Here is a 25,624-nt window from a genome sequence, read left to right on the forward strand (position 1 = left end):
TTTCAACTATTACGCTTTGTTTATAAAATTTCCCCCGCTATTTGTGAAAGATAAGAATCGCATCTTAAAATTCAGTGGAAGTAAGAAATTATGTGAGGGTTCAAAGGTCTATAAGAGTATAAGCTGTGTGAGTTAATTAAAGTTTCACTTAAGCATAAACACAAAAAAAGCCGCTGCAAGCGACTTTTTAATAACCGTATTCCCAATCTATTTCATCTTCGTTCCAAAGTACGGAAGATACTTTGCCAAGATGGACAACGGATTCATTTACAGCACATGTACAGTCTTCGTCCCCTGCTTTATGTTGCAATTCTTCGTATACTGATTTTTCAACGTTTTCTAGCACAACCAAATTTTCTTCTTTTAAAACAAGCGTAGTACCCGCCATATTTATCTTCCTCCTACTAAAGTAATGATCACTTATTTGTAAACATAGATAGTATGGATTATATGCTGTATTTTGCGATAGTTGTCCGTCTAGTGAAGTGTTTTTTATTTTCTTTGTAATCCGTATTCATTGTATACTGCACGAAGGAAATTTGGTACAGGGTTTACAATCATTTCGGAAATTTGTAACATTTATTATTAGTTGTTAACAAATAATTAACAAAGATGTTAAGAAAAATCAAAATTTTGAAACAAATAGACTTATAAAATGATATAATCATATCAAAATACATATAGGGGATGAGAGGCTATGGAGCTGATTCGTGATTTAATGATCCAAATTGCCATCATTATTTTACCACTATTTTTATATGAAGCGATTCGTTTAAATCGTTATCAAGGAATGCTTCCGAAGCCTAATCGCTACTTTATTATGTTTTTATCTAGCGTTACACTCGTTCTCTCCATGACATACTCTATTTGTTTTGGTACCGTTTGCGGATACAATTTTCATCCAGTCCCAATTGTTAGTGGTTTTTTATATGGTGGGATTGTTGGGCTCATCCCTGCCATTATTTATGTTGCATATGAATGGATTTTTAAGGGGCTTAGTTGGTTGCCTATGGTAGAAGTTATATTTCTTTCGATAATTCCATTATTTTTGTCAAAGAAATGGTCTCTTTTTTCAAGAGATAAGAAGCTAATATTAGCTTTTATGATTGCATCATTTTATGTTCTTGTTTCATTAGTAGTCGGGATGTTGAATGTCCTTTTAGAAACAGGTTTTACACCGTACATATCTAATCTATATAGTGGGTATATATTTGCATCACTTATTATGGTTATGACAATGGTATTTCAAGTGTATTTGACTGAGTATTTAAACGAAAATGCATTATTGCGTACAGAAATGCAAAAATCAGAAAAACTTAATATTGTAAGTGAGTTAGCTGCAAGTGTCGCACATGAAGTTCGAAACCCTCTCACTGTTGTACGAGGGTTTATTCAATTGTTAGAGAGTACGGAAGACGTAAAAAACAAAGATTATATGCGTCTCGTATTAGCTGAGCTGGATCGTGCTGAACAGATTATTTCAGATTATTTAAATTTAGCAAGGCCTCAAATTGAAAAAAAAGAACATATTTGTTTATCAGCACAATTAATTGAAATGACAACTCTTATGTCGTCATTTGCAGCGATGCAGGGCGTTTATTTGCAAGTTGAGATTTCTGAGAGCCTTTATACTATCGGTGATAAGACGAAATTGAAGCAAGCTATTATGAATGTTGTTAAAAACGGTATTGAAGCAATTCAAGGAAACAAAGGGTATTTAAAAGTAACAGCTATTCAAAAAGATGAATTGATAATAATAAGAGTTAAAGATAGTGGTGTTGGAATGACAAAAGAACAGTTAGTAAGGCTTGGACAACCGTATTATTCTTTAAAAGAAAAAGGAACAGGATTAGGCCTTATGGTAACATTTAGTATTTTACAAGCGCATAATGGTACATTGGAATATAAAAGTGAAAGCGGAAAAGGAACTGAAGCTATTATTATATTGCCAGCTGTACGATATAAGGAATAAAAGTTACCGATAGAAGGTAACTTTTTATTTTATCGTGCATTAGAAAAAGATACAAAATTTCATTCATTTATTTTTTCTTGTTTTGTTCGAACGAATAAACTTTTAAATGATTGAAAGAAGCTTTGCTCTTTTGAGGCGGCGACTAATCTTTTTGTTTCTTGAATTTCACGAATAACTTGCATAAGTTGTGTATCACGGTTGCTGTCTTTATTGTAAATTTGATTGACAAGTTTATTCATTTTTTCTTCTTGTTTGGATTCTCGCTTATACATATGATTCATTAATAAGTCCATCTTTTCTTTTTGGAGTGCATCTGTTTGAGCGGCGTGAACAACTAGATCTTGTAACATTTTTTCTTGTGAGCCTTCTTTTACATAAACTTGTTGCATTAGTTCATCTAATTTCTCGTCTTTTAAACGATTTTGTGTAATGAGAGTAGAGTTTTGATGAATAATTGCTTCATTTAATTGAGCAAGCATTTCAAGTTTTAGCATGAACTCCTCAAAGTTACGCCCATCTTCTTTTGGTTGCACTTCTTGTTTATCTTGAATAACAGGTACAGGTGGGGCTTCTTTTTCTTTTAAAATAATAGGTATTGTTTCTGAAATGTCCTCTTGTAATGTAGCAGCTCTTTCATGTATAGATTTCAATAGTTTTAAATCATCCAATTTATAAATACGAGCATCAGCTGTTTTTGAAATGATATAACCGTGTTCCTCTAAGAGTTGGCTATATTTTCGGACTATATGTTTTGGGATACCTGTTTTATTTGTAACATCTTTCGTTTTATAAATAGCTTCCATGATAGTTCCTCCCCAAAAAGTATCGTATATATCATTTCAACCTTTTATGAGGACTTCCTTTGAAAAAGAATGTCGGAAGGTTATTAGTTTTCTACAGCATTAGTGAAAAGATGAAGAAAAATGAATGTTTTTGGCGGAATGGAGAGGAAGAGCTAAAATAATGTCTGAAAACATACATAGAAGAAGTTTGTTATAATAACTGAGGAAAAGAAATTGGTAGGAACACGGAGGTACACATGAAGCAATTTAAAGGTATTATCATTTCAATTATTGCAATTCTTTCTCTTTTGGTAGCGGTATATGAAGTACTTGTGCCAGAGGAGACAAGTACTAAAAAAACAACTACGTATGATCAAATTCTAGAGTTCCCGAAAGAACGATATCCAGAGACCGGGAAACATATAACGGATGCTATAAAAGAAGGACATTCGGAAATGTGTACAATTGATCGTAATGGTGCAGCGGATAGAAGGAAATTATCGTTAGCGCCATATCCGACGAAGAAAGGTTATGATCGTGATGAATGGCCGATGGCGATGTGTAAGGAAGGCGGAAAAGGAGCTCATATTGAATATATAAGTCCAGCAGATAACCGCGGTGCAGGTTCTTGGGTAGGGAATAAGCTAGACAAATATCCAGATGGTACGCGTGTGAAATTTGAAGTGAAATAGTAATTGGCATACATTTCATAGTGGAGGAGAGGGATAGTTATGGAATTAACAATTTCATATTCGCAATTAATGATAATGAACTATGATGGTCAGCAGCCTTATGTAGATTGGACTCCTGAAGATTTTGAAAGAGGCTATGCTGAGGTGGATGGAGCTATTATTTTTGAAGCAATCTCTGACTATACTTGTGAAGTGGAAGTTACTTGTGGAAATCATATTGAGAAAGAAGAAGTGGTTAGAACGATATCAGTTCCTTTCACAGTGAAGAATGAAGAAGTATATATAACAAGTATTCTTTCTAATAAATATCATATTCCTATTCCGAACGGGGAATATATGATAGTCTTGCAGGCAACTCCTCTTGAAGAGCCATCAGACGATGAATTGTATAAAGTACAATACGACTTCTATTTTGAGAGTGTAGAATAAAAAAACGTGTTATCCTTTTTGAAGGATAACACGTTTTTTTATTATGCGTTTGTTTTTAGGAGAGAACGAGCGTCTTTTGCTGCCTGAACCATGTGCTCTAAAGCAGGTATAACTTCCTCAGTTCTTCGTGTTTTTAAACCACAGTCTGGATTAATCCAGAAATATTTAGGGTCACATACTTGTAAAGATTGTTCTACGATTGTGAACATTTCATCTTTACTTGGGACACGTGGGCTATGAATATCATATACCCCTAGACCAATTCCTTTTTCATATGTTGTATGCTTTAATGTATTAATAAATTCTCCATGACTTCTTGATGTTTCGATAGAAATAACATCTGCGTCTAACGCTCGGATTGCATCTACAATATCTTCGAAGTTACTATAACACATATGAGTATGAATTTGTGTTTCATTTTCTACAGAAGATGTTGCTAAAAGGAAAGATTGAACTGCCCATGTAATGTATGCATCCCAATCTTTTTCTTTTAACGGCATACCTTCACGAAGTGCAGGTTCATCGACTTGGATTACTCTAATTCCGGAAGATTCAAGTAATTCAATTTCATGACGAAGTGCTAATGCAATTTGATATGAAACTTCTTTTCTTGAAATATCATTTCGAACGAATGACCAATTTAAAATAGTGACAGGTCCAGTTAGCATACCTTTTACTACTTTCTCTGTTAAGCTTTGTGCATATACAGTTTCTTTAATAGTCATTCCACTTATAAAGGCAACATCACCATAAATAACAGGTGGTTTTACGCAACGAGAACCGTATGATTGTACCCATCCGTTTTTAGTAAAGGAGAAACCAGCAAGTCTTTCTCCAAAATATTCCACCATGTCAGTTCTTTCGAATTCACCATGTACTAGTACATCAAGACCAATATCTTCTTGGTAACGAATCCACTTTGCAGTTTCTTTTTCAATGAATTGATTATATTGTTCATTTGTAATATCGCCGTTACGCCACTGTTTACGTGTTTGACGAACTTCAGATGTTTGCGGGAAGCTACCAATAGTTGTTGTTGGTAACAACGGTAATTGTAAAGCTACTTGCTGTAGTTCATATCGTTTTTCAAATGGAAGAGGACGTGAGAAATCATCTTCTTTAAGTGATGTACGTGCCACTTTTACATCTTCACGATTACGTGCAGCTGATGAGCGGATTGCATGATGTGCATTACGATATGTTGTTAAATCGCTACTGATGCTTTCTACACCTTTAGTAAGAGCAGAATGGATAAGGACTAGTTCTTCTAATTTTTGATTAGCAAATGCAAGTGCATCAAATAATTCACTTGTTAAGTGCGTTTCTTCCGTTTTATCAATTGGAGTATGCAATAAGCTACAAGAAGGTTGAACAATTAAACCTTTTGCTGTGATTTGATTTTGTAATGTTGTAAATAAAGAAAGTACATCATCAAGATCAGCTCTCCAAATGTTACGGCCATCTATACAACCGATAGCTAAAATTTTATCAGCTGGGAATCCGTATTTTGAAATAGCATTTACATTACCTTCTTTGCCATGAACAAAGTCTAATCCAATACCGGAAACAGGGAATGTAATAATTTCTTCATAGTTCTCTTCTACACTATCAAAATATGTTTGTAGAAGAAGATTAGCATTTGGAACCTCTTTATGAATAGCTTCGTAAAGTTCTTTCGCTTGATTAATTTCATCTTTTGTTAAAGATGCGAAGATTGGTTCGTCAACTTGAATAATTTGTGCTCCAGCTGCGTGTAATTCAGAGAATAGTTGTACATAAGGTGCAACTAGCTCTTTTAAAATAGTGGAAAATTGCTCTTCGTTATAACCTTTTGCTAGTTTTAGGAATGTATAAGGGCCTAAAATAACTGGTTTTCCATCAACGCCTAACTCTTTTTTCGCTTCTTCATATAAACGAAGAGGACGATTGTCTTTTAAAGAGATTTGTAATCCTTCTTCATATTCAGGAACAATGTAATGATAGTTTGTGTTAAACCATTTTGTCATTTCAGAAGCAACGTGATCTTTAGAGCCGCGTGCCATTGCAAAATATACATCAAGGTAAGAGGTAAACTCTGAAAAACGTGACGGGATGAATCCTAACATGTAGGCCGTATCCAGAACGTGGTCATAATATGTAAAATCGCCAACTGGAATTAATTCAATTCCCTTTTCTTGCTGTACTTTGACGTGTTGAAGGCGAATTTCTTTCATTGTCGTTAAAAATTGTTCTTCATCAATTTTATTGGACCAAAAAGCTTCCAATGTTTTTTTCCACTCTCGTTGTAGTCCGATACGTGGATAACCTAAGTTACTTGTTTGAATTGCCATTTTAAATTCCTCCCTAATTGAAAGTAAGCATTTCCGTTTACTCGGAAATACCTATAACAAAAAGCATAAAGGCATAGAAAAATAAGCCTTCCTTTTTGTTCTTAACACCTCATCATCATCCGTGAGTCTATCAGTGTTGTTAAAATAGGCAGGTATCCTGACTTATGCTTCATATAATTTCTTTCACCTTCCCGTTTTCACAGTGGCACAAAAAAGAAATCTCAGCATTTACAGTGGCGGGACCGTGTTGGAGTTTCACCAAACTTCCCTTTTAAACACGAAGTGAAATATTCGTGTACCTATTTTCCTTTTGAAAGGAATTTAACAAGCGATATGATATTGAAACAAATTCTAACACAATTTTCGGAATTTTGTCCACTGTTTTAAAATAAGAAAATTCTAAAGTTTTTATTTCTTTTTATTCGGAAGATTAAGTTTTTTTGGTGTTTATTTATTATTAAAATGAGGGTATTTTGAGTTGCGAGGAATAATTATAGTGTTAAGTTTTTCTAGAAGAGGAGGCACCTCTTCTAGAAAAACTTAATCATTATCTACACCTATTTCTGAAAGACGACCTACAGCAGCATCTTGTAAGAGTGTGTTTAGCCAACGTAACTCAACGTTAATATGCTCAATTACGCTTTGTAGAATATATAGTTGAGCACGAGGGACTAGTTGTTTGTTATGATCGTATATCGTTTGCATTGTATGTAAATATAGCATTGTATCATCTCTCTTTTTTTCCAAAATAGGAACTAGTTCTTGTTCGTCGCTAAAGTGAGCGAAAGAGAGCGCAGAATAAATAGGTTTATATATTTGATTTTTCGCTTCAAATTGTTTTAATAATAAAGTGTGGAAAAGGGCTTTTCCTTCTCCTGTTATATGGAAGATTTTTTTATCTGGTCTATTCGTATCTCGAACAATATGGGTAACGCTAATCGCACCTTGTTTTTCTAATTGCTCGAAGGCATAGTATAGCGATCCTTTGGCATATTTAATATAACAATCCATTTGTCGTTCTTTCATTATATGTTGAACTTCATATGGATGCTTATCTCCTTCGAGTAACAAGCCGAGAATGACTAACTTCATGCTCATGCTGTCTCAACTCCTGTATATAGAAACTTTATATATATTATAAACGGTATATCCTCTTTCATAAAGGGATATACCGTTTCATTTTTCTATATTAGCTTACTTGTTTTTGTTTTTGCTTCGTTTTCGGACCTGTTAAAAGACGTTCATTTCCCATAAATAAAATACAAATTATACTTAGTACAGCTGGGATAAGGGCCCAGAAAAATGTATTGGCAATAGATGTTGCAAGAGCATCCTTAATACCACTCAGTACTTCAGGAGGTAGTTTGTCAGCGGCATTTGGTGATAATAAAAAGCTTGTGTCTCCACCTTTAGGAGCCATTTTTGCTAGTTCAGGTGGGAAAACTGCTTTTAATTTATCAGTGAAAACATGATTTTGAATTGTACCGAAAATCGTTACACCAAGGGTCATTCCAAGTGAACGGAAGAATGAGTTCGTTGATGTAGCAGAACCGCGATCTCTCATTTCTAGTTTGTGGATAGATGCCATACTTAAAACTGAGAAGGAGAATCCAACTCCAAGTCCAGCAAGCACCATAAACGTTGTTACAAGTGTACGAGGTGTTTCCATTGTTAAAGTACTTAGTAAATAAATACCAAGAACGAAGAACACTCCGGATGCTATCATGATGTTACGATAACTTGTTCGTGAAGCTAATTGTCCGCCAGCTTGACTTCCGATTACAGATCCTACCATCATAGGTGTCAAAATCAATCCAGCATTTGAGGCTGAACCACCGAGAACACCTTGAACGAAGATTGGAATATAAACTGTACAGATGATAAAAGCGGCGCCATAGAAAAAGGCAACACCTTGGCTAGCTGCAAATAAAGGTTTTTTAAATAAATGGAAAGAAATAATAGGCTCTGTTGCGTTTCTTTCTACGAAGAAGAAGATAATAAGCGTAGTAACAACAGTTGAAAATAAACCAATAATCACATTAGAGTCCCATGCATATTCTTTACCGCCAAGTTCCAGGGCAAACATTAAGCAAACGATACTAACGACAAGTGTAATAGCACCAGCCCAGTCAATTTTTTGTTTTCGGTATTCTAGAGACTCGTTGTAGTATTTAGTAATGAAGAAGAAGGAAATAAGTCCTAATGGAATATTAATATAGAAGACCCAGTGCCAGCTTATATAATCTGTAATGTAAGCACCTAATAAAGGCCCGAAAACACTGGATGTTCCGAAAACAGCACCAAATAGACCTGTCATTTTCCCTCGTTTTTCAGGTGGGAATATATCATACATAATTGTAAATGCGATAGGCATCAGAGCGCCACCGCCAATTCCTTGAATGGCTCTATAAATACTTAGTTGTTCAATACTTGTTGCTGTCCCGCAAAGTGCAGAACCGAATAAGAAAAGAATTAGTCCACCAATAAAAAAGCGTTTCCGTCCGTACATATCAGATAGCTTACCGAAAATAGGCATACCGGCCATTGTTGCTACCATATATGCAGATGTGACCCAAACGAATTTGTCGAACCCTCCTAAGTCTCCAACGATTGTTGCCATCGCAGTTGCGACTATTGTGTTATCCATTGCTGCCATGAGAATACCAAGTAGTAAACCAGCAACAACAAATTTTGTTTTACTTGCTTCGTTTTTTGATAGTTGTGCTTCCAAAAGTAGCCCTCCTTTAATAAAAATTACACTAACTTAAGTTTTTAGATGCAGTGCATGAAAAATCTTTGTGTGTAGTTTGTTTCATTTCCTCTTTATTTATAAAAATTGAGCCTACATGATATAAAGAATGGAAATCATAGATTATATTATAGTCAAATTTGACTATAAGGCAAATGTTTTCTATCGCCAAATTATTTTATCCCGCTTTAACTGCCCGTTAAAGCCCGATTGGTGAAAGCTAATAATCAGTGGGGGATGGACACCCCACTGATTAAAGTTTCACTTTATTATATTGACCAAAAGAGAGAGGTAAGACTTTATTTTGTTATGTAGTCAAGGAAGGAAATTGTAAAAAAATATTTAATAAAGTATAACCTGTGTCAACCTATTAAAAATGGTTTTTTCTTTATATTGTCGAATAGGATAAAAGGAAAAGAAAAATTTAATATGGTTTGTAACAAGCTAAATATTTTTTCTAAGTGTAGTTTATTGCATCGAGAGGCAGAATACAGTTGTATAGATGATATATCTGGAATGAGGTGAATATATTATGAAAATATGGAAACGAATTTCGGATCAAGGAAGGTATTCTATACCGTTACAGCCGGTTTTGTGGATTGATGGTTCTAAAAAGGACACGGAAGCATCCGATGTAGCAGTCACATTGCAAATCCGTAGTATGTATAAAGAAAAATTTTCGTATGAGATGATCTATGATGTTAATGACATACTAATTATTCGACTTGAAGTTGAAAATAAAGGCGTTGAAATGATTTCGCGAGTAGTTGTAAGTCATATGATTCGTGATTATTTCGCGTATATCCCAAACTCTTTAAAAGCAGATAAGGGAATAAGTGAGTTTTTATTTCAGCTTGTAAGGTGGCGAATCGATAATTTATCACCGAATGAAAAGGTAGAATTAATTTGTCAAATAAAAGCAAATAAAGATAAAGCTCCTCCCAATTCATTATTTCAGGCTACATATACATTTCAATATAAAGGTGTATCATATGGACCGCTACAAACAAATGAAGTGGTTGTGAGAAAATGATAAGAAGGAACCTGTGCGAAAGGTTCCTTCTTTAATGAAGATTGTGCTTCTTGAGTAATTTCTTTTGTTCCACTCCCTTTTTTCCAATATAGTTATTTTTGTATCCAAAATATAGAATGAATAGAAATGAAATAACATTTACTATAGCGTCAATTTGATCGTTTGTAATGAAGTTTATTCCGAAAGAGTTAAATAGTAATTTTAATGATAACAAAAAGCCAGCTAGTAAGCGCATAATATCTAATAGATTTTCTTTTTGAGGCATATAGGTCACTCCTTCCTAAAAACGATATATAGTATATATATGAAATAAAATAGAAAAGGTATACAAGCTTAAGTAGAAATGTACATTAAATATGTACATTTTTTATTTTATAGAAAAACATTATTGTTATAGAAACATATATTGGTATAAAAGGGGGAGAGTATGAAACATAAAGGGAAAATTAGTGGATTATTACTTGGGAACACAGTTGCGGTTACAGAATGGATTGCACTTCAGGATGTAATTGCTAAGCTAGATTCGCGATCATTTTTAACCGTCTTTATTATTTATATATTGCAAATGATACTAAGCTATTATTTTGGACATTGGTACGATAAAAGAACGAATACGCGTGTAAATATTGAAATAGGAGGAATGACAAATAACGATTTTGTCGTTGATTTTTTTGGAAAAGTAGCTGCTTTATCAGAAAGAGATTCTCGTAATATTACAGTGTATATTCTTTCCGTAAAAGAATGGGATGTATTAAAAGACACAGTGCAAGAAAAAAAGTTAGATGAGCTAGTCCAAAGAGTAGAACGTACAATTGTAAAGACAGTTCGAAAAGGTGATGTAGTTACGAGGTGGGATGAAAATAAATATGTTATCGTAGCTGTTGATAATGGCTATGAAAAGTCAACAATAACAAGTCGATTGATCAAAAATATTCAAAATGAAATAGCGAATGATTTATTAAGTGTCACACTATTATTTGGGGCTGCAAGTTGTCCTATAGAAGGGAAAACTTTTGAAGATTTGTTTAGAAAGGCACAAAATCAATTGTATAATTATAGAAACTTGCAAAGTCATGAATGAAACTTTGATTTGAAGAAGTATGATATAAAGAATTTTTTGTAACATTTTTTTGTCTTTTGTTACAAGAAAACTTTTTTTTGTAACAAAAGTCTTTAAAAATATATGAAATCAGCATATAATTGTGTGTGGATGTGTCAATGCATTTTGCACAATGTTTTCAGTTTAAAAGTGTAGAGGAAAACATGCTCTACACTTTTCCTTTTTAAGAAATTAAAAGAATCTTTGTAAGAGTTGCGAGGTCCCCTTTGCAATATGTAAAATGGACAAAGAGGTTATTTGATAGAAAGTGAGAAAGGGAATGATAGACGTGAGAGGTCAACGATCATCTTTTATCAGGTGAAACATTATAGTGTTTCTTGCAGTAGGTAAGATTAAGGTAAATACCTTTATGTTTTAAGACATTACATAATTTCAAGTGCGAAAATTGTACAAGCAGTATAAATAATTATTGATGATCTTCGTAAAAAAGATGCGAGCGTGAAATAGATAAAGAAGTTACATGTTTTTCATGGGATTTTTGGCACGATGGTCGTTTATTAATAGGAGGAAAAGATGTTGAAATATAATAAATTAGCAATTGTAACTGCATTATCAATGACTTTACTAGCTGGTTGTTTCGGCCCAAAACCAGAAGAGGAGCTATATGTTGCATTTGAAAATGCTGCCAAGCAAGAAAAAACAATGTTTGAAGATGCGAAAAAATTAGAGTCATTAGAGAAAGAGGGGCAAGTATTATATAATCAAATTGTCCAAGAAGGAAAAGATAATAATCAGGCTGTTAAGGATAAGCTTGATCAAGCGGTGAAAAATACAGCTGAGCGAGAAAAAGTTATTATTAAAGAAAAAGAGGCGTTAAATAAAGCGCAAGAAGAAGTGAAGTCAGCCGATAAGCATGTGAAGAAAATTGAAGATAATAAATTAAAAGACCAGGCGGATAAAGTAAAGAGTACTTATGAGAAACGACATGATTCATTCCAAAAGATGTACGATAGCTATAATAAATCTTTAAAGCAAGAAAAAGAATTATATACAATGCTACAAGATAAAGGTACAAAATTAAAAGATATTAGCGAGAAAGTAAAGTTAGTAAACCAAGCATATAAAGATATTGAGACAGAAAAAGATAAGTTTAATGAATATACGAAATCATATAATACAGAAAAAGTTGCATTCTATAAACAAGCGAATATTAAAATTAAGGAAGATAAAAAATAAAACAGTTTGGCCTAATATGGGCCAAACTGTTTTATTTTTTTGTATAGGTACGGCTATACCATGGAACTGCTTCGCTTAATTTTTTTTCTTGTTTTAATGCTTCAGGACCAATATAATCTTGAAGTGTTTTTTTTGCTATTGTTAAAGATAAGGTTGTTTTCGGATTTCGATAGGAGGATTCAAGGTGACCAAGATGCGGTAGGGTGCGAAAATCATCTTTCGTAGGAGGGATATGGAAAAAATAATCACCTAAACGTATAAGAACATCGGATTGTTGTTGACTAAAACGTGGATTTCTAGAAAAATGTAATCCTTCTTTGATAGCCTTTTTTTCAGTAATTAAGCGTTCTAGAGCAGTCTTTTTTAACCAATATAAGTACTTAGGGTTAGTTGCAGCTTTAGCATGACGATTCACAACGAAAATAGATTGAGCTAGTCTATTAATAGAATGTTGATTATGTAATTGAGATTGGGGTTGTGAAGGTTTCATATTGAATCTCCTTTCAATTTTTCCTTATTATAGCATAAATAAAATGGGTTTTTATTATATGCAAAAAGTAATTGTATATATTTTCAATATTAAAGCAATATTGTTATAAAAAACAACTATTTTGTATAATAGTGATAGAATATGTTTCAGAAATTTGATAATGAAAGAGTGAGAAGTTTGAAAGAAATATTAAAACTACAATATGCCATTATAGACATTGGTTCTAATACAATGCGCTTAGTTATTTATGAAAAACAAAGCGGGGGTTTTTATAAAGAGATTGAAAATACGAAAGTGGTCGCTAGGTTAAGAAATTATTTAGTAAATGGTGTATTAAGTGAAGAAGGAATAGAAGTATTATTACAAACATTATTTCAATTTCAAGAAAGTACACGATTCCATAAGCTGCATCATGTACTTTGTGTTGCAACGGCAACAATTAGACAGGCTGAGAATCAAGAGGAAATTAAAAAACTTGTTGAAGGGCAAACAGATTTTACTCTTAGAGTTTTATCAGAATATGAAGAAGCACGTTACGGTTATTTAGCAGTTATGAATTCCACTTCATTTTCAGAAGGAATTACAGTTGATATTGGTGGGGGGAGTACAGAAGTTACATACTTTCGAAATAGAGAAATTTTAGAATACTATAGCTTTCCTTTTGGAGCACTTTCTTTAAAGCAACAATTTATTCAAGATGATATTCCTACTACAGAGGAGTTAGATGAGATTAGAAGGTATTTATGGTATCAATTCCGAACGCTACCATGGTTAATTGATAAAAAATTGCCTCTTATCGCAATTGGGGGTAGTGCGAGGAACATGGCGAAAATCCACCAAAATTTAATTTGTTATCCTATAGCTGGATTACACTTATACAAAATGAAAGAAGACGATATTAAAAATGTAAAAGATGAATTAAAACAATTATCATTCATAGACCTTCAAAAATTAGAAGGGTTAGCAAAAGATCGAGCAGACACAATTATCCCAGCGGTCGAAGTATTTCATATGCTTGTTAACGTTATAGAGGCATCGGCTTTTGTATTGAGTAAAAAAGGATTAAGAGAAGGTGTTTTCTATGAAGAATTAACGAAAGATTTGGGGATCTCATATTATCCGAACGTAGTAGAAGAGAGTTTGCATTTATTGTCATATGAATACGAATTAGACATGGGATTTGTCATTCAACTTATTAAACAAGGGACATTAATCTGCAAACAACTTGAAGGAGCTGGACTCATTTCTATGTCAGCGAAAGACTGGAGAATATTCCATCAAGCAGCGAAAGTATTTAATATTGGAAAATATATAGATGAAGAAGCGAGCCGCTTACATACATTTTACTTACTAGCGAACAAAACAATTGATGGTATGATGCATAAAGATCGAGTTAGATTAGCGCTTATAGCTTCTTATAAATCAAAAATGTTATTTAAACAACATTTGGCACTGTTTGAAGGATGGTTTGATAAAAGTGAACAAAAGAAAATTCGATTATTAGGGGCTGTATTACAATTTTCGGCTGCTTTAAATATACGACAAAGATCGCTTGTTGAAACAATATATATAACGGAAAGTAAAGAAGGTTTAACATTCAGGATTTTATGTGAAGAATCGGCATTGGCGGAAAAAGTTCAAGCGGAAAAACAAAAAAAACAACTTGAAAGAGTATTAAAAACGAATATTAACTTAGTATTCGAATTGAAATGTTAGGTTGTACGGATGTCTTTACAAAAAATTAACACTTTGGAATATTGTAATTTGATAAAATAAAAGTAATTAAATTATATTAAAAAAGTTTCAAAGGGAAGTGTGAAGCGAATGGAATTACTAAAGGGGAATTTAGTAAATTTAAATGATACAGCGTATTATAATAATCGTGAATTAAGCTGGCTAGCATTTAATGAACGTGTACTACAAGAAGCGCAAGATGAAAATAATCCACTATTAGAAAGACTAAAGTTTATTAGTATTTTTAGTTCGAATTTAGATGAATTTTTTATGGTGCGCGTAGCAGGTTTGAAAGATCAAGTAAGTGCGGGATTTAATCAGCCAGAAAATAAAGCAGGTTTAACACCAAAGAAACAGTTAAATAAGATTGCGATAAAATCGCATGAGTTGATGACTGTGCAGTATGAAACGTTTAAAAATTATGTATTGCCAGCGCTTGAACTAGAGGGGATTGAGCGTTTAACATTCCATGATTTGACGAAAGAGCAAAGGGAATTTATCGAGGAGTATTTTGATGAACAAATATTTCCGGTTTTAACCCCTGTATCTATTGATGCGTATCGTCCATTTCCAATGTTATTAAATAAAAGTTTGAATTTAGCTACTATTTTATATGATGAGCAACAGGCGGAGGAAGAAAATCGTACGAAGTTAGGAATTGTACAAGTGCCTTCATTACTGGAGCGTTTCATATTTTTACCGAGTGAAGGGCAAAAACATAAATTTATTTTATTAGAAGATGTAATTAGTGGTTTTACTCATAAACTATTCACAGGATATAACGTATCACCTGTTACTCGTTTCCGTATTACACGTAATGCGGATTTAACGATCCATGAAGAAGGTGCACGCGATTTATTAAAAGTAATTGAAAAAGAATTGAAAAAGCGTAAGTGGGGAGCTGCCGTTCGTTTAGAAGTTGGTAAAGAACACATTGATGAAAGAGTGTTAGCGTTATTGTATGATGTGTTAGAAGTAAAAGATGAAGATGTGTACATGATGGATGGACCGTTAGATTTAACATGTTTATTCTCCTTATATAAAAAATTAGCGCCTTTATATGAACATCTAGTATATCCGGCTCTTATTCCTCAACCTCCTCAAGATTTAGGTGATGAGGAAGATGTATTTGAAAAAGCGATAGAACATGATATTTTATTACACCATCCCTTTGAGTCGTTTCAGCCAGTCGTTGATTTTGTCCGTGATGCGGCAGATGACTCGAATGTACTTGCGATCAAACAAACATTATATCGTGTAAGTGGAGATTCTCCAATAATTCAGGCGCTGAAGGTAGCAGCTGAAAAAGGAAAACAAGTGACGGTATTGGTTGAGTTAAAGGCAAGGTTTGATGAAGAGAATAATGTTCATTGGGCTAAAGAATTGGAACAGGCCGGATGTCACGTTATTTACGGAGTAAGTCACTTGAAAACGCATAGTAAAATTACGTTAGTTGTAAGAAGAAGAAACGGAAAAATTGAAAGGTTTGTACATCTTGGAACCGGAAATTATAATGATGCAACAGCGAAGTTGTATACCGATTTTGGATATATTACATCGCGAAAAGACTTTGGTGTAGATGCAACAAATTTCTTTAATTATTTGAGTGGTTATACAAAAAAACCGCATTTTCATCATTTATCTGTTGCTCCGTTTGATATAAGAGAGCAGTTTATGGAGTTAATAGATGAGGAAATCCGTTATCATAGACAATATGGAAATGGATATATTATCGCTAAAATGAATTCGTTAACAGATAAACCGTTAATAAAAAAAATGTATGAAGCATCACAAGCTGGGGTAAGGGTAGAGCTCATCGTTAGAGGGACATGTTGTTTAAGACCTGGGATTCCGAATGTAAGTGAAAATATTCGTGTAGTTAGTGTTGTTGGAAGATATTTAGAACATAGTCGTATTTATTATTTCCATCATAATGGAGATGAAAAAATATATTTATCTTCAGCTGATTTGATGACGCGAAATATGGAAAAACGAGTAGAAATATCTTTCCCAATTTTAGATATTGAAATGAAAGCGAGAATAAAGGCAATTTTACAGCTGGTTTTAGCTGATAATGTGAAAACACGTGAACAAAATAAAGATGGTGACTATTATTATATAATTAATAGTAGTATAGAAGAAATTGATAGCCAAGTGAATTTATTTAAGATGGCGTATCAAAATACAGACGCTGAATAGTGTGAAAAAAGTAAAAACCTCTTATTGAATTTAAGAGGTTTTTACTTTTTTTCTCTACTCATATATTCTCAAAATGGAAGGATGAGTAGAGAGAATAGTTTTTATTATAGGCGTGTGATGAGTCGGTTCGTTGAGAGAAAAACGTTAGAAGAATGGTTGGTTTAAATTAATAATAGTATGGTTGTTGACAAGGCCCTCCGTAACAAGGAAAAGGTGCTGGTGGTGGGAAAGGCGGTGGATAAGGCGGATAAAACGGTCTAGGCCCGAAAGCTAATGCTCCGCCTAGCAATCCTCCAGCAATTCCAGCTAGAAATGGAACACCGAAAAATGGAAAGAAGCGTGAGTCGCCTGCTGGGCCAAAAGGTGCTGAACGAACTGGGATCGGTTGATAATATGGATACATGAACAAACCTCCTTTACTGGACTCATTTTTATCATATGGTGGACCAAGCGTGGATGAGCGCGTACAAGGAAGGATATGTAAGGAAATAGGCGAATTGTTACGAATGTTGTAGGATGAAGAGTGTAATTTCAGGTTTTGACATAAAGCGGAATGGGACACGTGTTCTTCCAATACCTCGATTGACATAGAGAGTCAAACCTTGAATGTTATAGAAACCTTCAATGTATTCTTTTGCAAGCGACGGGGTAATAATAGCACCTAAAAAAGGAATTTGTACTTGTCCGCCATGGCTATGACCAGAAAGTTGAAGATTGATTGGATATGTAGCGATTTGTGGCGCGATATCTGGTTCGTGAACGAGAACAATTGTATAAATATTTTGTTTTGCATGTTGTAAAGTTTCCGCTATTTTTGGTTTACCCAGTAGCATATCATCGAGTCCGAAAATAGAAATTTCACTATTATCCAGTAAACGAATTCGCTTTTCGCTATTTTGCAAAAGTTCAAATCCAGATTCGCGCATGATGTGATCATAGTATTCAGTTCCATATCCGCCATGGTCGTGGTTACCATAAATAGAAAATTTACCGAAGGGTGCCTGTATATTCTTTAAAATGGATGCAACAAAAGAAGCCTCGGTATATGTTTGGTAATCATCAATGAGATCACCAGTAAAAAGGACAATATCTGGATTTTCAGCATTAATCTTGGAAACGATTTGAGATAAATGTTGGAGAGAGAAATAGTATCCTAGATGTAAATCGCTAAATTGAAGGATCTTCATACCATGAAAACCTTTTGGTATGAGCGGTGATTTAAGTGTGTGTTGCGTAAAAGAAAGCAAATAGGGCTCTATATATTTAGCATAATAATAGCCGATACTTGCGGTTATAAATGAATATAGACAAGTGCGTATTCCAGATTTCAAAAAATTTCTTCTTGTAATTTTCTTCATATACAGGTTACTCAAATCTCCCTTCAGTTTTTTTAAAATATATTTTAAATACTAAAAAAGTAGTATAGATTACGAAAAAAATGAACGAAAAGAAACCCCTTTACGTTAAAATATCAGAAAAATTGAAAAATATAAAGATTTCTATCAAATAAAGTGATAAAATGAATGTGTATTCATTTTTTTGGAGGGGATGTATGTGAAAGAGAAGGTAGTTATTATAACAGGTGGATCAAGTGGAATGGGAAAAGGGATGGCGATTCGTTTTGCGAAAGAAGGGGCACGTGTTGTTATTACAGGGCGTACAAAAGAAAAGCTAGAAGAAGCAAAGTTAGAAATTGAACAGTTTCCAGGGCAAGTATTATCTGTACAAATGGATGTACGAAATACTGATGATATTCAAAAAATGATTGAACATATTGATGAGAAGTTTGGAAGAATTGATATTTTAATAAATAATGCAGCTGGAAACTTTATTTGTCCAGCAGAGGACTTATCTGTGAATGGCTGGAATTCGGTAATTAATATTGTATTAAATGGTACATTTTATTGTAGTCAGGCTATTGGGAAATATTGGATTGGGAAAGGTATAAAAGGAAATATTATTAACATGGTGGCAACATATGCATGGGATGCAGGCCCAGGGGTTATCCATTCGGCAGCAGCTAAAGCTGGTGTATTAGCGATGACAAAAACTCTTGCTGTTGAGTGGGGACGTAAATATGGAATACGAGTTAACGCTATCGCACCAGGACCAATTGAACGTACAGGTGGTGCCGATAAATTATGGATTTCAGAAGAAATGGCTAAGCGTACATTGCAAAGTGTTCCACTTGGTAGAATGGGTACACCAGAAGAAATTGCGGGTCTAGCTTATTATTTATGTTCAGATGAAGCTGCATACATAAATGGAACTTGTATGACAATGGATGGTGGCCAGCATTTGCATCAATATCCATTTTAAAAGGGATGAAAAAACGAATGATTTATTCATTTCTTTGTGGTAAAATATGACGAAATTGTGACACTTAAAAGAAATGTGTTTACAAGAGGGGATATATACGTTATATTTAAGACCTCTTTTTTCTTCATAGTAGAATTGCTAATTCCCCTTAGCATTTTACCCCTCTAATCCCTTCAGGAAAACTGAAGGGATTTTTTATTATTTTTCCGTAAATATCGTGTTATAATTTTTGAAAAGTAAAGGGAGGGAAGCACGTTGATAGATGCATTAGATGTAATGAGTAACTTGGATAAAGTCCTTCCTTATTATCAAGCTATTTTTAGTGCTGATGAGCATACAGTAATTGGATATGAAGTTGTAGGACGTATTCAAACAGAAGAGGGCATACAAAGTTTAGCATCTTTCTTCCATGATGATTCTATTCCGAGTGAGTTCCAACTTGAAGCGGATAACATCATCGTAGAAAAAGCGTTAAATAGGTATTTAGAAACGGATCAAAAATTATTATTATTTATACATCGGAATGCTAATGTATTAATGAATGATGAAGATGAAAGTTTACTTCAACTTTTGCTGATGTATGAAGAACAAGGTTTGAACTTACAACGCATTGTTCTGGAAATAACAGAACATGAATGTAAAGAAGATATAGAACAATTTAATCATTTACTCATGTATTATCGTACATATGGTATTCAAATTTCGATTAATAAAGTCGGAACGGGTACAAGTAATTTAGAGCGTATTAGCGTGTTAGCACCGGATATTTTAAAAGTAGATTTAACAAATTTAAGGCAAACTGCACTTTTACAATCTTATCAAGATATTTTATATTCCTTATCTTTACTTGCTAGAAGAATTGGTGCGACATTGTTATATGAAGAAATTGATGCTTTTTATCAACTACAATATGCTTGGAAAAACGGTGGTAGATATTATCAAGGTAATTATTTGAAAGAATGTTTACCTGATTTTATTGAAACGAATGTTTTAAAAGAGCGACTTGGTAATGAATGTCATCAATTTATTCTGCATGAGAAGAAGAAGTTGCAAAAAATTTATAATTTAACAGAGATGTTACGTGATCGAATTGGTGATGTTCTGTCAAAACAAAAAAAGAATGAAGATATAAATGATTGGTTATTACAATTTAGCCAAAGCATATCACAATATAGTTTTCGGATATTTATTTGTAATGAAGATGGTTTTCAACAATCGGGTAATGTTATGAAAAAAGATGGTGGATGGATCATTATGCCAGAGTATTATATGAAGAACTGGAGCTGGCGCCCGTATTTTCTAGAAAATATAATGAAAATGCGTTTTGAGAATAAGGCAAGACTTTCAGATTTATATGCTGATATCGAAACTGGTGAAATGGTACGAACATTTTCATTCCCGATTGATGATGAAAACTTTTTATTTATAGATTTATCGTACGAATATTTATATGAAGAAGATGTTTTATTTTAATGCACGAAGAGATTCGTGTATTTTTTTGTTTGTTTTTATCATAAATTGGTAATAGTGAAAATGATGATGAAAATGCTGTCTATCGTTGTAAAGATTTTACGAACGAAATCATCCCTTTCTTTGCATAATCATTGTTACAATGAATACTACAAAGACAAGCTCTTTTAAAAGGAAGGTGAAAAAATGAAGAAATATGGAATATGGTTTGTTCTATTTATATGTGTTGCCTTTCTAGTTGGCTATAGTGTCACAACTGTTTTAGGAAAAGAAGAAGTGAAGGTGGATCGGAAAGAAGTGTTTACAACGATACAAAAAGGTTATGAGACGCAATTTTCAATCCGCGGGAAGCAAATACCTATGAATAAGATGATAGAGACGTTATCACCATATTTTACAAATAATTTCCTTCAAGTTTTTACAGATGAAAACAGTAGAAATGAAAAACAAAGTGGTGAATATTTACTTCCAGCAAAAGAAGCTCCGTTTTCTTTTAATTCAGAAACAAAAATGTCTTATGATGAAGAACATAAAAATTTATATGTCTATGAGCGGACAAAGAGTGGACAATATCAAATTGTGACATTGCAAAAGGATAATGGAAAATGGAAATTAGCAGGGTATCATGAAAGTCAGGAACTGTTGACTGAAATAAAAAGGTTACAACAATTATGAGAATAGGAATAGGTGTCGCCTATTCCTATTCTATACCGAGTAGCTGTTGTAATTTTTCAATTTGAAAACCTGCCACAACTTCTTCGTCAATTACAACTGTTGGAGTTGAATAGGATTCATAGTCATATAAAAGACGATTGCGTGCAGCAGCGTCTTTTTTTATGTCAAATTCTTCATATACAACGTTATTATGTTTTAAAAATTCTTTTACAATGGTACAAGGTGGACAATCAGGTTGTGTATAAACCTCAATTTTTTTCATTGTAATTCCTCCCTTTTTCTGTTGTTTATTATATTCTGCCAGTATAAAAAGCGCAATAAAGAAGTAAAAAGATGCTCTTTCATCTTTTTACTTCTTATTTCGACAAATTTTAGTTGAGTTTCTTGCCAAGAACCTTTATCCTAGATTGTGGAACGTTTTTTCTGTTATGACGGATAGAATGAGTATAGCTGTAAAACCTATTGGTAGGAAGATCAGAGAAAGGAGAGATTTCATGTCTCTACTCCAAGGAATTTTAACTCGACTTGTTAGTCTACAAGAACAAGCTGAAAGCGGTGAAGTAGCACAACGCTATTTTGAAGTGAACGGTGAGCGCAAATGTAGCGTGAAATTTTTCGATAAAAGTGAAATGTATGAGTTAGAAGTGTATCAACAAGGTGAAAAACCTCAAGTGTATCAATTCGATAACATCGATATGGTTGCAATTGAGATTTACGATATCATTTCTTGATACATATAAAAAAGGTACTGCCAAATGGCGGTACCTTTTTTAGTTATATTAATTAATGGGCTATATAAGTAGTAGAAGTTGTAATTTAAGTCACGATTAAATAAAAGAGTTTTTACAAATGTATATGTATAGGAATTTTTTATTTTTCCTACAATGATAGTAAATATTAATAGGAGGTGCAAAGGATGGAACGCTTACCGATTGTTATTTGTCCTAATTGTCACAGTCATGCTGAAATTAATCACGTATTAACCGCCCAGTCTAATCAAAATGTAATTTATACATGTAGGTTTTGTAATTATGTAATTCGAAATATTGAAACGAATAAAGGGTAGTAAGTTATAATTTTTGTTTTTGTCCCATACAATGAGAATACGAAAAGTCTGTCTAATTGAAAGGACGTGACTATGTGGACGGTGAGTATACATTTTATAATGTTTCAGAGAGACATTTGAATTTTGATATGGTATTTAACCGTATTTGTAGTTTCATTGAAAAGGATCCGCGAAATTTATATCGATTATCTATTGGGACAGACTCACAAGCGCATCAAAAGGATACGAGGTTTATTACAGCGATACATATTCATCGTGTTGGAAAAGGAGCATGGGGATGTTTGCATCATAAATCAGTGAAAAATAAGCCAGCAACGTTGCGAGAGAAAATATATTTAGAAACACAGTTTAGTCAAGAAATCGCCTATCTATTTACTCCCAATCATATACAAGCGATATGGGATTTATTGCACCCATACGCTCAAGATGGAGCAGGATTCATAATGGAAATTCATTTAGATATCGGGAATGATGGTTTAACAAAAGAATTTATTTTAGATATGACGATGAAAATTCAAGCAATGGGATTAACAGCAAAAATTAAACCAGATGCTTATGCGGCATTTAGTTACGCAAACAGATATACAAAATAATGTGAAATGATGTCTATATATTCGCAGTCGTTAAGTGTTTCTAACAAAAACTGAATATTACATCTGTTAAATAGACTGAAAAATTTATATAATGAGAGTGATGATGCGAGTGCAAGGAGAGGAGCATATGGAAAAGGAATTTGTTTTAACAAGAGAAGAAGAAAATTTATTGTTGGATATTCTGTTTCAGCAAAATTACGCGAGCGAAATTTTAGCGGTGGAGCTTACAGACATTGAGAATGGTTTAAAACAGACAGATGTGACGCAATATAAAAAAATCACAAGATTGTTTTACCGATTAAAAAATAAAGGGTATTAAGCACTACCGGAATGGTAGTCTTTTTTTTATGTTATATGCTAAAATAGTTATGTATTTTTATTTTTATTAGAAGAATGTCAGGACAAAATAATAATATGAAAACGCTATCATAAAATGTGAATAGGATCGGAGAATATTAGCAGGAAAAAGGGAAAATGGGGGATGTAACATGATTAGTATTCCGAAAGACGAGTTTCAACAAATTCTTGTGAAGGATTTAATGATTTCATCAGATAAAGTAGCACATGTACAAATAGGGAATGGTCTAGAACATGCTTTACTCGTTCTTGTGAAATCTGGATATTCGGCGATTCCTGTTTTAGACCCTATGTATAAACTACATGGGTTAATTAGTACTGCTATGATTTTAGATGGTATTTTAGGATTAGAGCGCATTGAGTTTGAAAGGCTTGAGAATATGAAAGTGGAACAAGTGATGAAGGAAGAGATTCCAGTTCTTATGTTAGAAGATTCTTTTGCAAAAGCTTTAGAAATGACAATTGATCATCCTTTTATTTGCGCTGTCAATGAAGAAGGTTACTTCGAGGGTATTTTAACACGGCGGGCTATTTTAAAATTGTTGAATAAAAAAGTGAGACAGCATAATCGATAACGTAGGGAAAGTGACTTCACAGAAAAGGCGAAGTCACTTTTTTTCGTGCATATCAGTTGTGTATGTATTATATTTAAAAAGACATAAAGCATAAGAAAAGTTTGAACTAACAAACCGTTCTAATGTATAAAAGTATGCAATTAAATTAAGGATGAAATGCTTATTAAAATTAGGTGTATGGAAGCTAAGGAAAGAGGGAGAAAGTTGCAAATTGATGATTTTCAAATGATGGTTGTGTTAGCTCAGGAATCAAATATGAGAAAAGCGGCGGAACGTTTATTTGTTTCCCAACCTGCGCTTAGTCAACGATTACAATCTATGGAGAAACAATGGGGAATGAAATTTTTTATTCGTTCACAAAAAGGATTAACAATTACACCTGAAGGGGAAAAAGTTGCAAATTATGCAAAAGAAATGTTACAACGGGAAGAGGGTATTAAAAGTGAACTGGCTCTTTTTAGAACCGAAACATACGGTACGTTAAAAATAGCTGTTGCATCAGTCATTGGGCAATATTGGCTTCCACCTGTTTTGAAAAAATTTGTGCATAAGTATCCTTCTGTGAAGATATCTCTGTTTACTGGCTGGAGTAGTGAAGTGCAAAAGCAATTTTATGAAGGAGACGTTCATGTTGCTATACTGAGAGGATCACAAGAATACAAAGGGCAGAAACAACAATTATTTGAAGATGAATTATATTTAGTCGATAAAGAAATAAAAGATATTTCGATGTTAAAAGAGACAAATAGACCATTTATTCAATTTAAAAGTGATTCGACCTACTATGGACAAATACAAAATTGGTGGTATGGATTATTTTCAAATCCACCTAAGCGAACGATTGTAGTTGACCAAATTGAAACGTGCAAACAGCTTGTTTTAAATGGAATAGGTTATGCTCTTTTACCTTCGACTGTTTTAAAAGAAGTGCAGGAAAATATGTATAAAACACCTGTTCAATTAACGAGAGAAACATGGTTATTGACGAGTGACTCGGCAAGGCAGTTGAAGCAAGTACAAGCATTTTTAGAAATTATAGAAGAAATTCAAATGGAAAAATAAGATTATTGTCTTGCTACTGGCTCTATCGTTTGGTAGAGTAACATTATAAATGGATTTAGGAGGCAACAAGAATGAAAATGATGGACGCTAACGAAATTATTTCGTTTATTCAAAACAGTGAAAAGAAAACTCCTGTAAAGGTATACATAAAAGGGGATCTAAAAGAGGTAACATTCCCTGAAACAGTACAAGCATTTGTAAATAAAAAATCTGGTGTATTATTCGGAGAATGGTCTGAAATTAAGACAATTCTTGATGAAAATAACAAGCACATTGTTGACTATGTAGTTGAGAATGACCGTCGTAATTCTGCAATTCCAATGCTTGATTTAAAAGGTATTAAAGCTCGTATTGAGCCAGGCGCGATTATTCGTGACCATGTAGAAATTGGTGACAACGCTGTTATCATGATGAATGCAACAATTAACATCGGTGCTGTAATTGGTGAAGGTACTATGATCGACATGAATGCAGTGCTTGGTGGACGTGCAACAGTTGGTAAGAACTGTCACGTAGGTGCAGGTGCTGTACTTGCCGGTGTTATTGAGCCACCTTCTGCAAAACCAGTTATCGTTGAAGATGATGTTGTAATTGGTGCAAATGTAGTTGTTCTAGAAGGCGTTACAGTAGGTAAAGGTGCAGTTGTAGCAGCAGGAGCTGTTGTAACAGAAGATGTGCCTCCATATACAGTTGTTGCGGGGACTCCGGCACGTGTAATTAAAGAAATTGATGAGAAGACAAAAGCAAAAACTGAAATTAAACAAGAGCTTCGTCAATTAAACCCAGAGAAATAAAAAATAA

General features: G+C 33.5%; 28 protein-coding genes and 1 riboswitch. Of the genes, 18 read left to right on the top strand and 10 right to left on the bottom strand.

What is annotated here, in order from left to right; genetic code table 11:
* Window positions 1-187: 187 nt before the first annotated feature.
* Complete coding sequence (locus MR155_RS02680) at window positions 188-388, bottom strand: hypothetical protein (protein ID WP_000929276.1); 201 nt, start codon at window positions 386-388, stop codon at window positions 188-190.
* A gap of 309 nt (window positions 389-697) precedes the next feature.
* Here MR155_RS02680 and MR155_RS02685 point away from each other — a divergent pair, with 309 nt between their 5' ends.
* Window positions 698-1,972 (top strand): sensor histidine kinase, encoded by a 1,275-nt coding sequence (locus tag MR155_RS02685; protein ID WP_002014814.1) that lies wholly within the window; start codon window positions 698-700, stop codon window positions 1,970-1,972.
* A gap of 59 nt (window positions 1,973-2,031) precedes the next feature.
* Here the strand turns inward: MR155_RS02685 and MR155_RS02690 are convergent, their stop codons facing one another.
* On the bottom strand, window positions 2,032-2,775 hold the full coding sequence (locus MR155_RS02690) for a DUF3967 domain-containing protein (RefSeq protein ID WP_002014816.1): 744 nt from the start codon (window positions 2,773-2,775) through the stop codon (window positions 2,032-2,034).
* A gap of 236 nt (window positions 2,776-3,011) precedes the next feature.
* Here MR155_RS02690 and nucA point away from each other — a divergent pair, with 236 nt between their 5' ends.
* Together nucA and comJ are read left to right on the top strand one after the other, a co-directional pair.
* Complete coding sequence (gene nucA / locus MR155_RS02695; protein ID WP_002014817.1) at window positions 3,012-3,446, top strand: DNA-entry nuclease; 435 nt, start codon at window positions 3,012-3,014, stop codon at window positions 3,444-3,446.
* A gap of 39 nt (window positions 3,447-3,485) precedes the next feature.
* The gene (gene comJ / locus MR155_RS02700) at window positions 3,486-3,875 is read left to right on the top strand and encodes a competence protein ComJ (protein WP_002088359.1); all 390 of its coding nucleotides are present in this window, start codon (window positions 3,486-3,488) and stop codon (window positions 3,873-3,875) included.
* 41 nt (window positions 3,876-3,916) lie between these two features.
* Here the strand turns inward: comJ and metE are convergent, their stop codons facing one another.
* The 3 genes from metE to MR155_RS02715 form a co-directional block, all read right to left on the bottom strand.
* The gene (metE, locus tag MR155_RS02705; RefSeq protein ID WP_242307844.1) at window positions 3,917-6,205 is read right to left on the bottom strand and encodes a 5-methyltetrahydropteroyltriglutamate--homocysteine S-methyltransferase; all 2,289 of its coding nucleotides are present in this window, start codon (window positions 6,203-6,205) and stop codon (window positions 3,917-3,919) included.
* Between the two features lie 130 nt (window positions 6,206-6,335).
* Window positions 6,336-6,523: riboswitch (cobalamin riboswitch) on the bottom strand.
* Between the two features lie 222 nt (window positions 6,524-6,745).
* A complete protein-coding gene (locus MR155_RS02710) occupies window positions 6,746-7,303 on the bottom strand; it encodes a PadR family transcriptional regulator (RefSeq protein ID WP_113937171.1) in 558 nt (185 codons plus the stop codon).
* Window positions 7,304-7,394: 91 nt separating this feature from the next.
* The gene (locus tag MR155_RS02715; protein ID WP_219303452.1) at window positions 7,395-8,936 is read right to left on the bottom strand and encodes an MDR family MFS transporter; all 1,542 of its coding nucleotides are present in this window, start codon (window positions 8,934-8,936) and stop codon (window positions 7,395-7,397) included.
* Between the two features lie 550 nt (window positions 8,937-9,486).
* Between MR155_RS02715 and MR155_RS02720 the strand changes: the two genes are divergently transcribed.
* Window positions 9,487-9,987 (top strand): hypothetical protein, encoded by a 501-nt coding sequence (locus tag MR155_RS02720; protein WP_002033821.1) that lies wholly within the window; start codon window positions 9,487-9,489, stop codon window positions 9,985-9,987.
* A gap of 31 nt (window positions 9,988-10,018) precedes the next feature.
* Here the strand turns inward: MR155_RS02720 and MR155_RS02725 are convergent, their stop codons facing one another.
* Window positions 10,019-10,252, bottom strand: coding sequence for a phage holin (locus MR155_RS02725; protein ID WP_002014824.1), 234 nt, complete (start codon window positions 10,250-10,252; stop codon window positions 10,019-10,021).
* Between the two features lie 162 nt (window positions 10,253-10,414).
* Between MR155_RS02725 and MR155_RS02730 the strand changes: the two genes are divergently transcribed.
* Together MR155_RS02730 and MR155_RS02735 are read left to right on the top strand one after the other, a co-directional pair.
* Complete coding sequence (locus MR155_RS02730) at window positions 10,415-11,068, top strand: diguanylate cyclase domain-containing protein (protein ID WP_242307857.1); 654 nt, start codon at window positions 10,415-10,417, stop codon at window positions 11,066-11,068.
* A gap of 552 nt (window positions 11,069-11,620) precedes the next feature.
* On the top strand, window positions 11,621-12,283 hold the full coding sequence (locus tag MR155_RS02735; RefSeq protein WP_113937175.1) for a YkyA family protein: 663 nt from the start codon (window positions 11,621-11,623) through the stop codon (window positions 12,281-12,283).
* 31 nt (window positions 12,284-12,314) lie between these two features.
* On the opposite strand, the gene MR155_RS02740 is transcribed toward MR155_RS02735, so the two are convergent.
* A complete protein-coding gene (locus MR155_RS02740) occupies window positions 12,315-12,773 on the bottom strand; it encodes a YkyB family protein (RefSeq protein ID WP_002066920.1) in 459 nt (152 codons plus the stop codon).
* Window positions 12,774-12,914: 141 nt separating this feature from the next.
* Between MR155_RS02740 and MR155_RS02745 the strand changes: the two genes are divergently transcribed.
* Together MR155_RS02745 and MR155_RS02750 are read left to right on the top strand one after the other, a co-directional pair.
* Entirely contained in the window at window positions 12,915-14,489 is a 1,575-nt protein-coding gene (locus MR155_RS02745; RefSeq protein WP_113937176.1) for a Ppx/GppA family phosphatase, read from the top strand.
* 108 nt (window positions 14,490-14,597) lie between these two features.
* Window positions 14,598-16,706, top strand: coding sequence for a polyphosphate kinase (locus tag MR155_RS02750; protein ID WP_002014829.1), 2,109 nt, complete (start codon window positions 14,598-14,600; stop codon window positions 16,704-16,706).
* 166 nt (window positions 16,707-16,872) lie between these two features.
* On the opposite strand, the gene MR155_RS02755 is transcribed toward MR155_RS02750, so the two are convergent.
* Window positions 16,873-17,109, bottom strand: a complete 237-nt coding sequence (locus MR155_RS02755; protein ID WP_002014830.1) for a hypothetical protein — start codon at window positions 17,107-17,109, stop codon at window positions 16,873-16,875.
* A gap of 97 nt (window positions 17,110-17,206) precedes the next feature.
* Window positions 17,207-18,064 carry a metallophosphoesterase gene (locus tag MR155_RS02760; RefSeq protein WP_219303448.1) on the bottom strand — a complete coding sequence of 286 codons (858 nt, stop codon included), beginning with the start codon at window positions 18,062-18,064 and terminating at the stop codon, window positions 17,207-17,209.
* A 196-nt stretch (window positions 18,065-18,260) separates the two neighbouring features.
* Between MR155_RS02760 and fadH the strand changes: the two genes are divergently transcribed.
* The 3 genes from fadH to MR155_RS02775 all read left to right on the top strand — a co-directional run bounded on the left by fadH (window position 18,261) and on the right by MR155_RS02775 (window position 21,170).
* Window positions 18,261-19,025 carry a 2,4-dienoyl-CoA reductase gene (fadH, locus tag MR155_RS02765; RefSeq protein ID WP_033707150.1) on the top strand — a complete coding sequence of 255 codons (765 nt, stop codon included), beginning with the start codon at window positions 18,261-18,263 and terminating at the stop codon, window positions 19,023-19,025.
* 255 nt (window positions 19,026-19,280) lie between these two features.
* Entirely contained in the window at window positions 19,281-20,498 is a 1,218-nt protein-coding gene (locus MR155_RS02770; protein ID WP_002066923.1) for an EAL domain-containing protein, read from the top strand.
* Between the two features lie 183 nt (window positions 20,499-20,681).
* The gene (locus MR155_RS02775; protein ID WP_002014834.1) at window positions 20,682-21,170 is read left to right on the top strand and encodes a DUF3993 domain-containing protein; all 489 of its coding nucleotides are present in this window, start codon (window positions 20,682-20,684) and stop codon (window positions 21,168-21,170) included.
* Between the two features lie 25 nt (window positions 21,171-21,195).
* On the opposite strand, the gene MR155_RS02780 is transcribed toward MR155_RS02775, so the two are convergent.
* A complete protein-coding gene (locus MR155_RS02780; RefSeq protein ID WP_002014835.1) occupies window positions 21,196-21,432 on the bottom strand; it encodes a glutaredoxin domain-containing protein in 237 nt (78 codons plus the stop codon).
* Between the two features lie 232 nt (window positions 21,433-21,664).
* Between MR155_RS02780 and MR155_RS02785 the strand changes: the two genes are divergently transcribed.
* The 7 genes from MR155_RS02785 to dapD all read left to right on the top strand — a co-directional run bounded on the left by MR155_RS02785 (window position 21,665) and on the right by dapD (window position 25,617).
* Complete coding sequence (locus tag MR155_RS02785) at window positions 21,665-21,901, top strand: YkuJ family protein (RefSeq protein WP_000055151.1); 237 nt, start codon at window positions 21,665-21,667, stop codon at window positions 21,899-21,901.
* A 185-nt stretch (window positions 21,902-22,086) separates the two neighbouring features.
* On the top strand, window positions 22,087-22,236 hold the full coding sequence (locus MR155_RS02790) for a hypothetical protein (protein WP_002033828.1): 150 nt from the start codon (window positions 22,087-22,089) through the stop codon (window positions 22,234-22,236).
* A gap of 74 nt (window positions 22,237-22,310) precedes the next feature.
* Complete coding sequence (locus tag MR155_RS02795) at window positions 22,311-22,829, top strand: ribonuclease H-like YkuK family protein (RefSeq protein ID WP_002088343.1); 519 nt, start codon at window positions 22,311-22,313, stop codon at window positions 22,827-22,829.
* A 127-nt stretch (window positions 22,830-22,956) separates the two neighbouring features.
* The gene (abbA, locus tag MR155_RS02800) at window positions 22,957-23,148 is read left to right on the top strand and encodes an antirepressor AbbA (RefSeq protein WP_002145987.1); all 192 of its coding nucleotides are present in this window, start codon (window positions 22,957-22,959) and stop codon (window positions 23,146-23,148) included.
* 169 nt (window positions 23,149-23,317) lie between these two features.
* Window positions 23,318-23,761 carry a cyclic-di-AMP-binding protein CbpB gene (gene cbpB / locus MR155_RS02805; RefSeq protein ID WP_002066926.1) on the top strand — a complete coding sequence of 148 codons (444 nt, stop codon included), beginning with the start codon at window positions 23,318-23,320 and terminating at the stop codon, window positions 23,759-23,761.
* A 177-nt stretch (window positions 23,762-23,938) separates the two neighbouring features.
* Window positions 23,939-24,823, top strand: a complete 885-nt coding sequence (locus MR155_RS02810; protein ID WP_002014840.1) for a LysR family transcriptional regulator — start codon at window positions 23,939-23,941, stop codon at window positions 24,821-24,823.
* A 71-nt stretch (window positions 24,824-24,894) separates the two neighbouring features.
* Entirely contained in the window at window positions 24,895-25,617 is a 723-nt protein-coding gene (gene dapD, locus MR155_RS02815; protein ID WP_002014841.1) for a 2,3,4,5-tetrahydropyridine-2,6-dicarboxylate N-acetyltransferase, read from the top strand.
* Window positions 25,618-25,624 lie beyond the last annotated feature (7 nt).

Source organism: Bacillus cereus group sp. BfR-BA-01331, from assembly GCF_022663915.1.
GTDB lineage: Bacteria > Bacillota > Bacilli > Bacillales > Bacillaceae_G > Bacillus_A > Bacillus_A mycoides.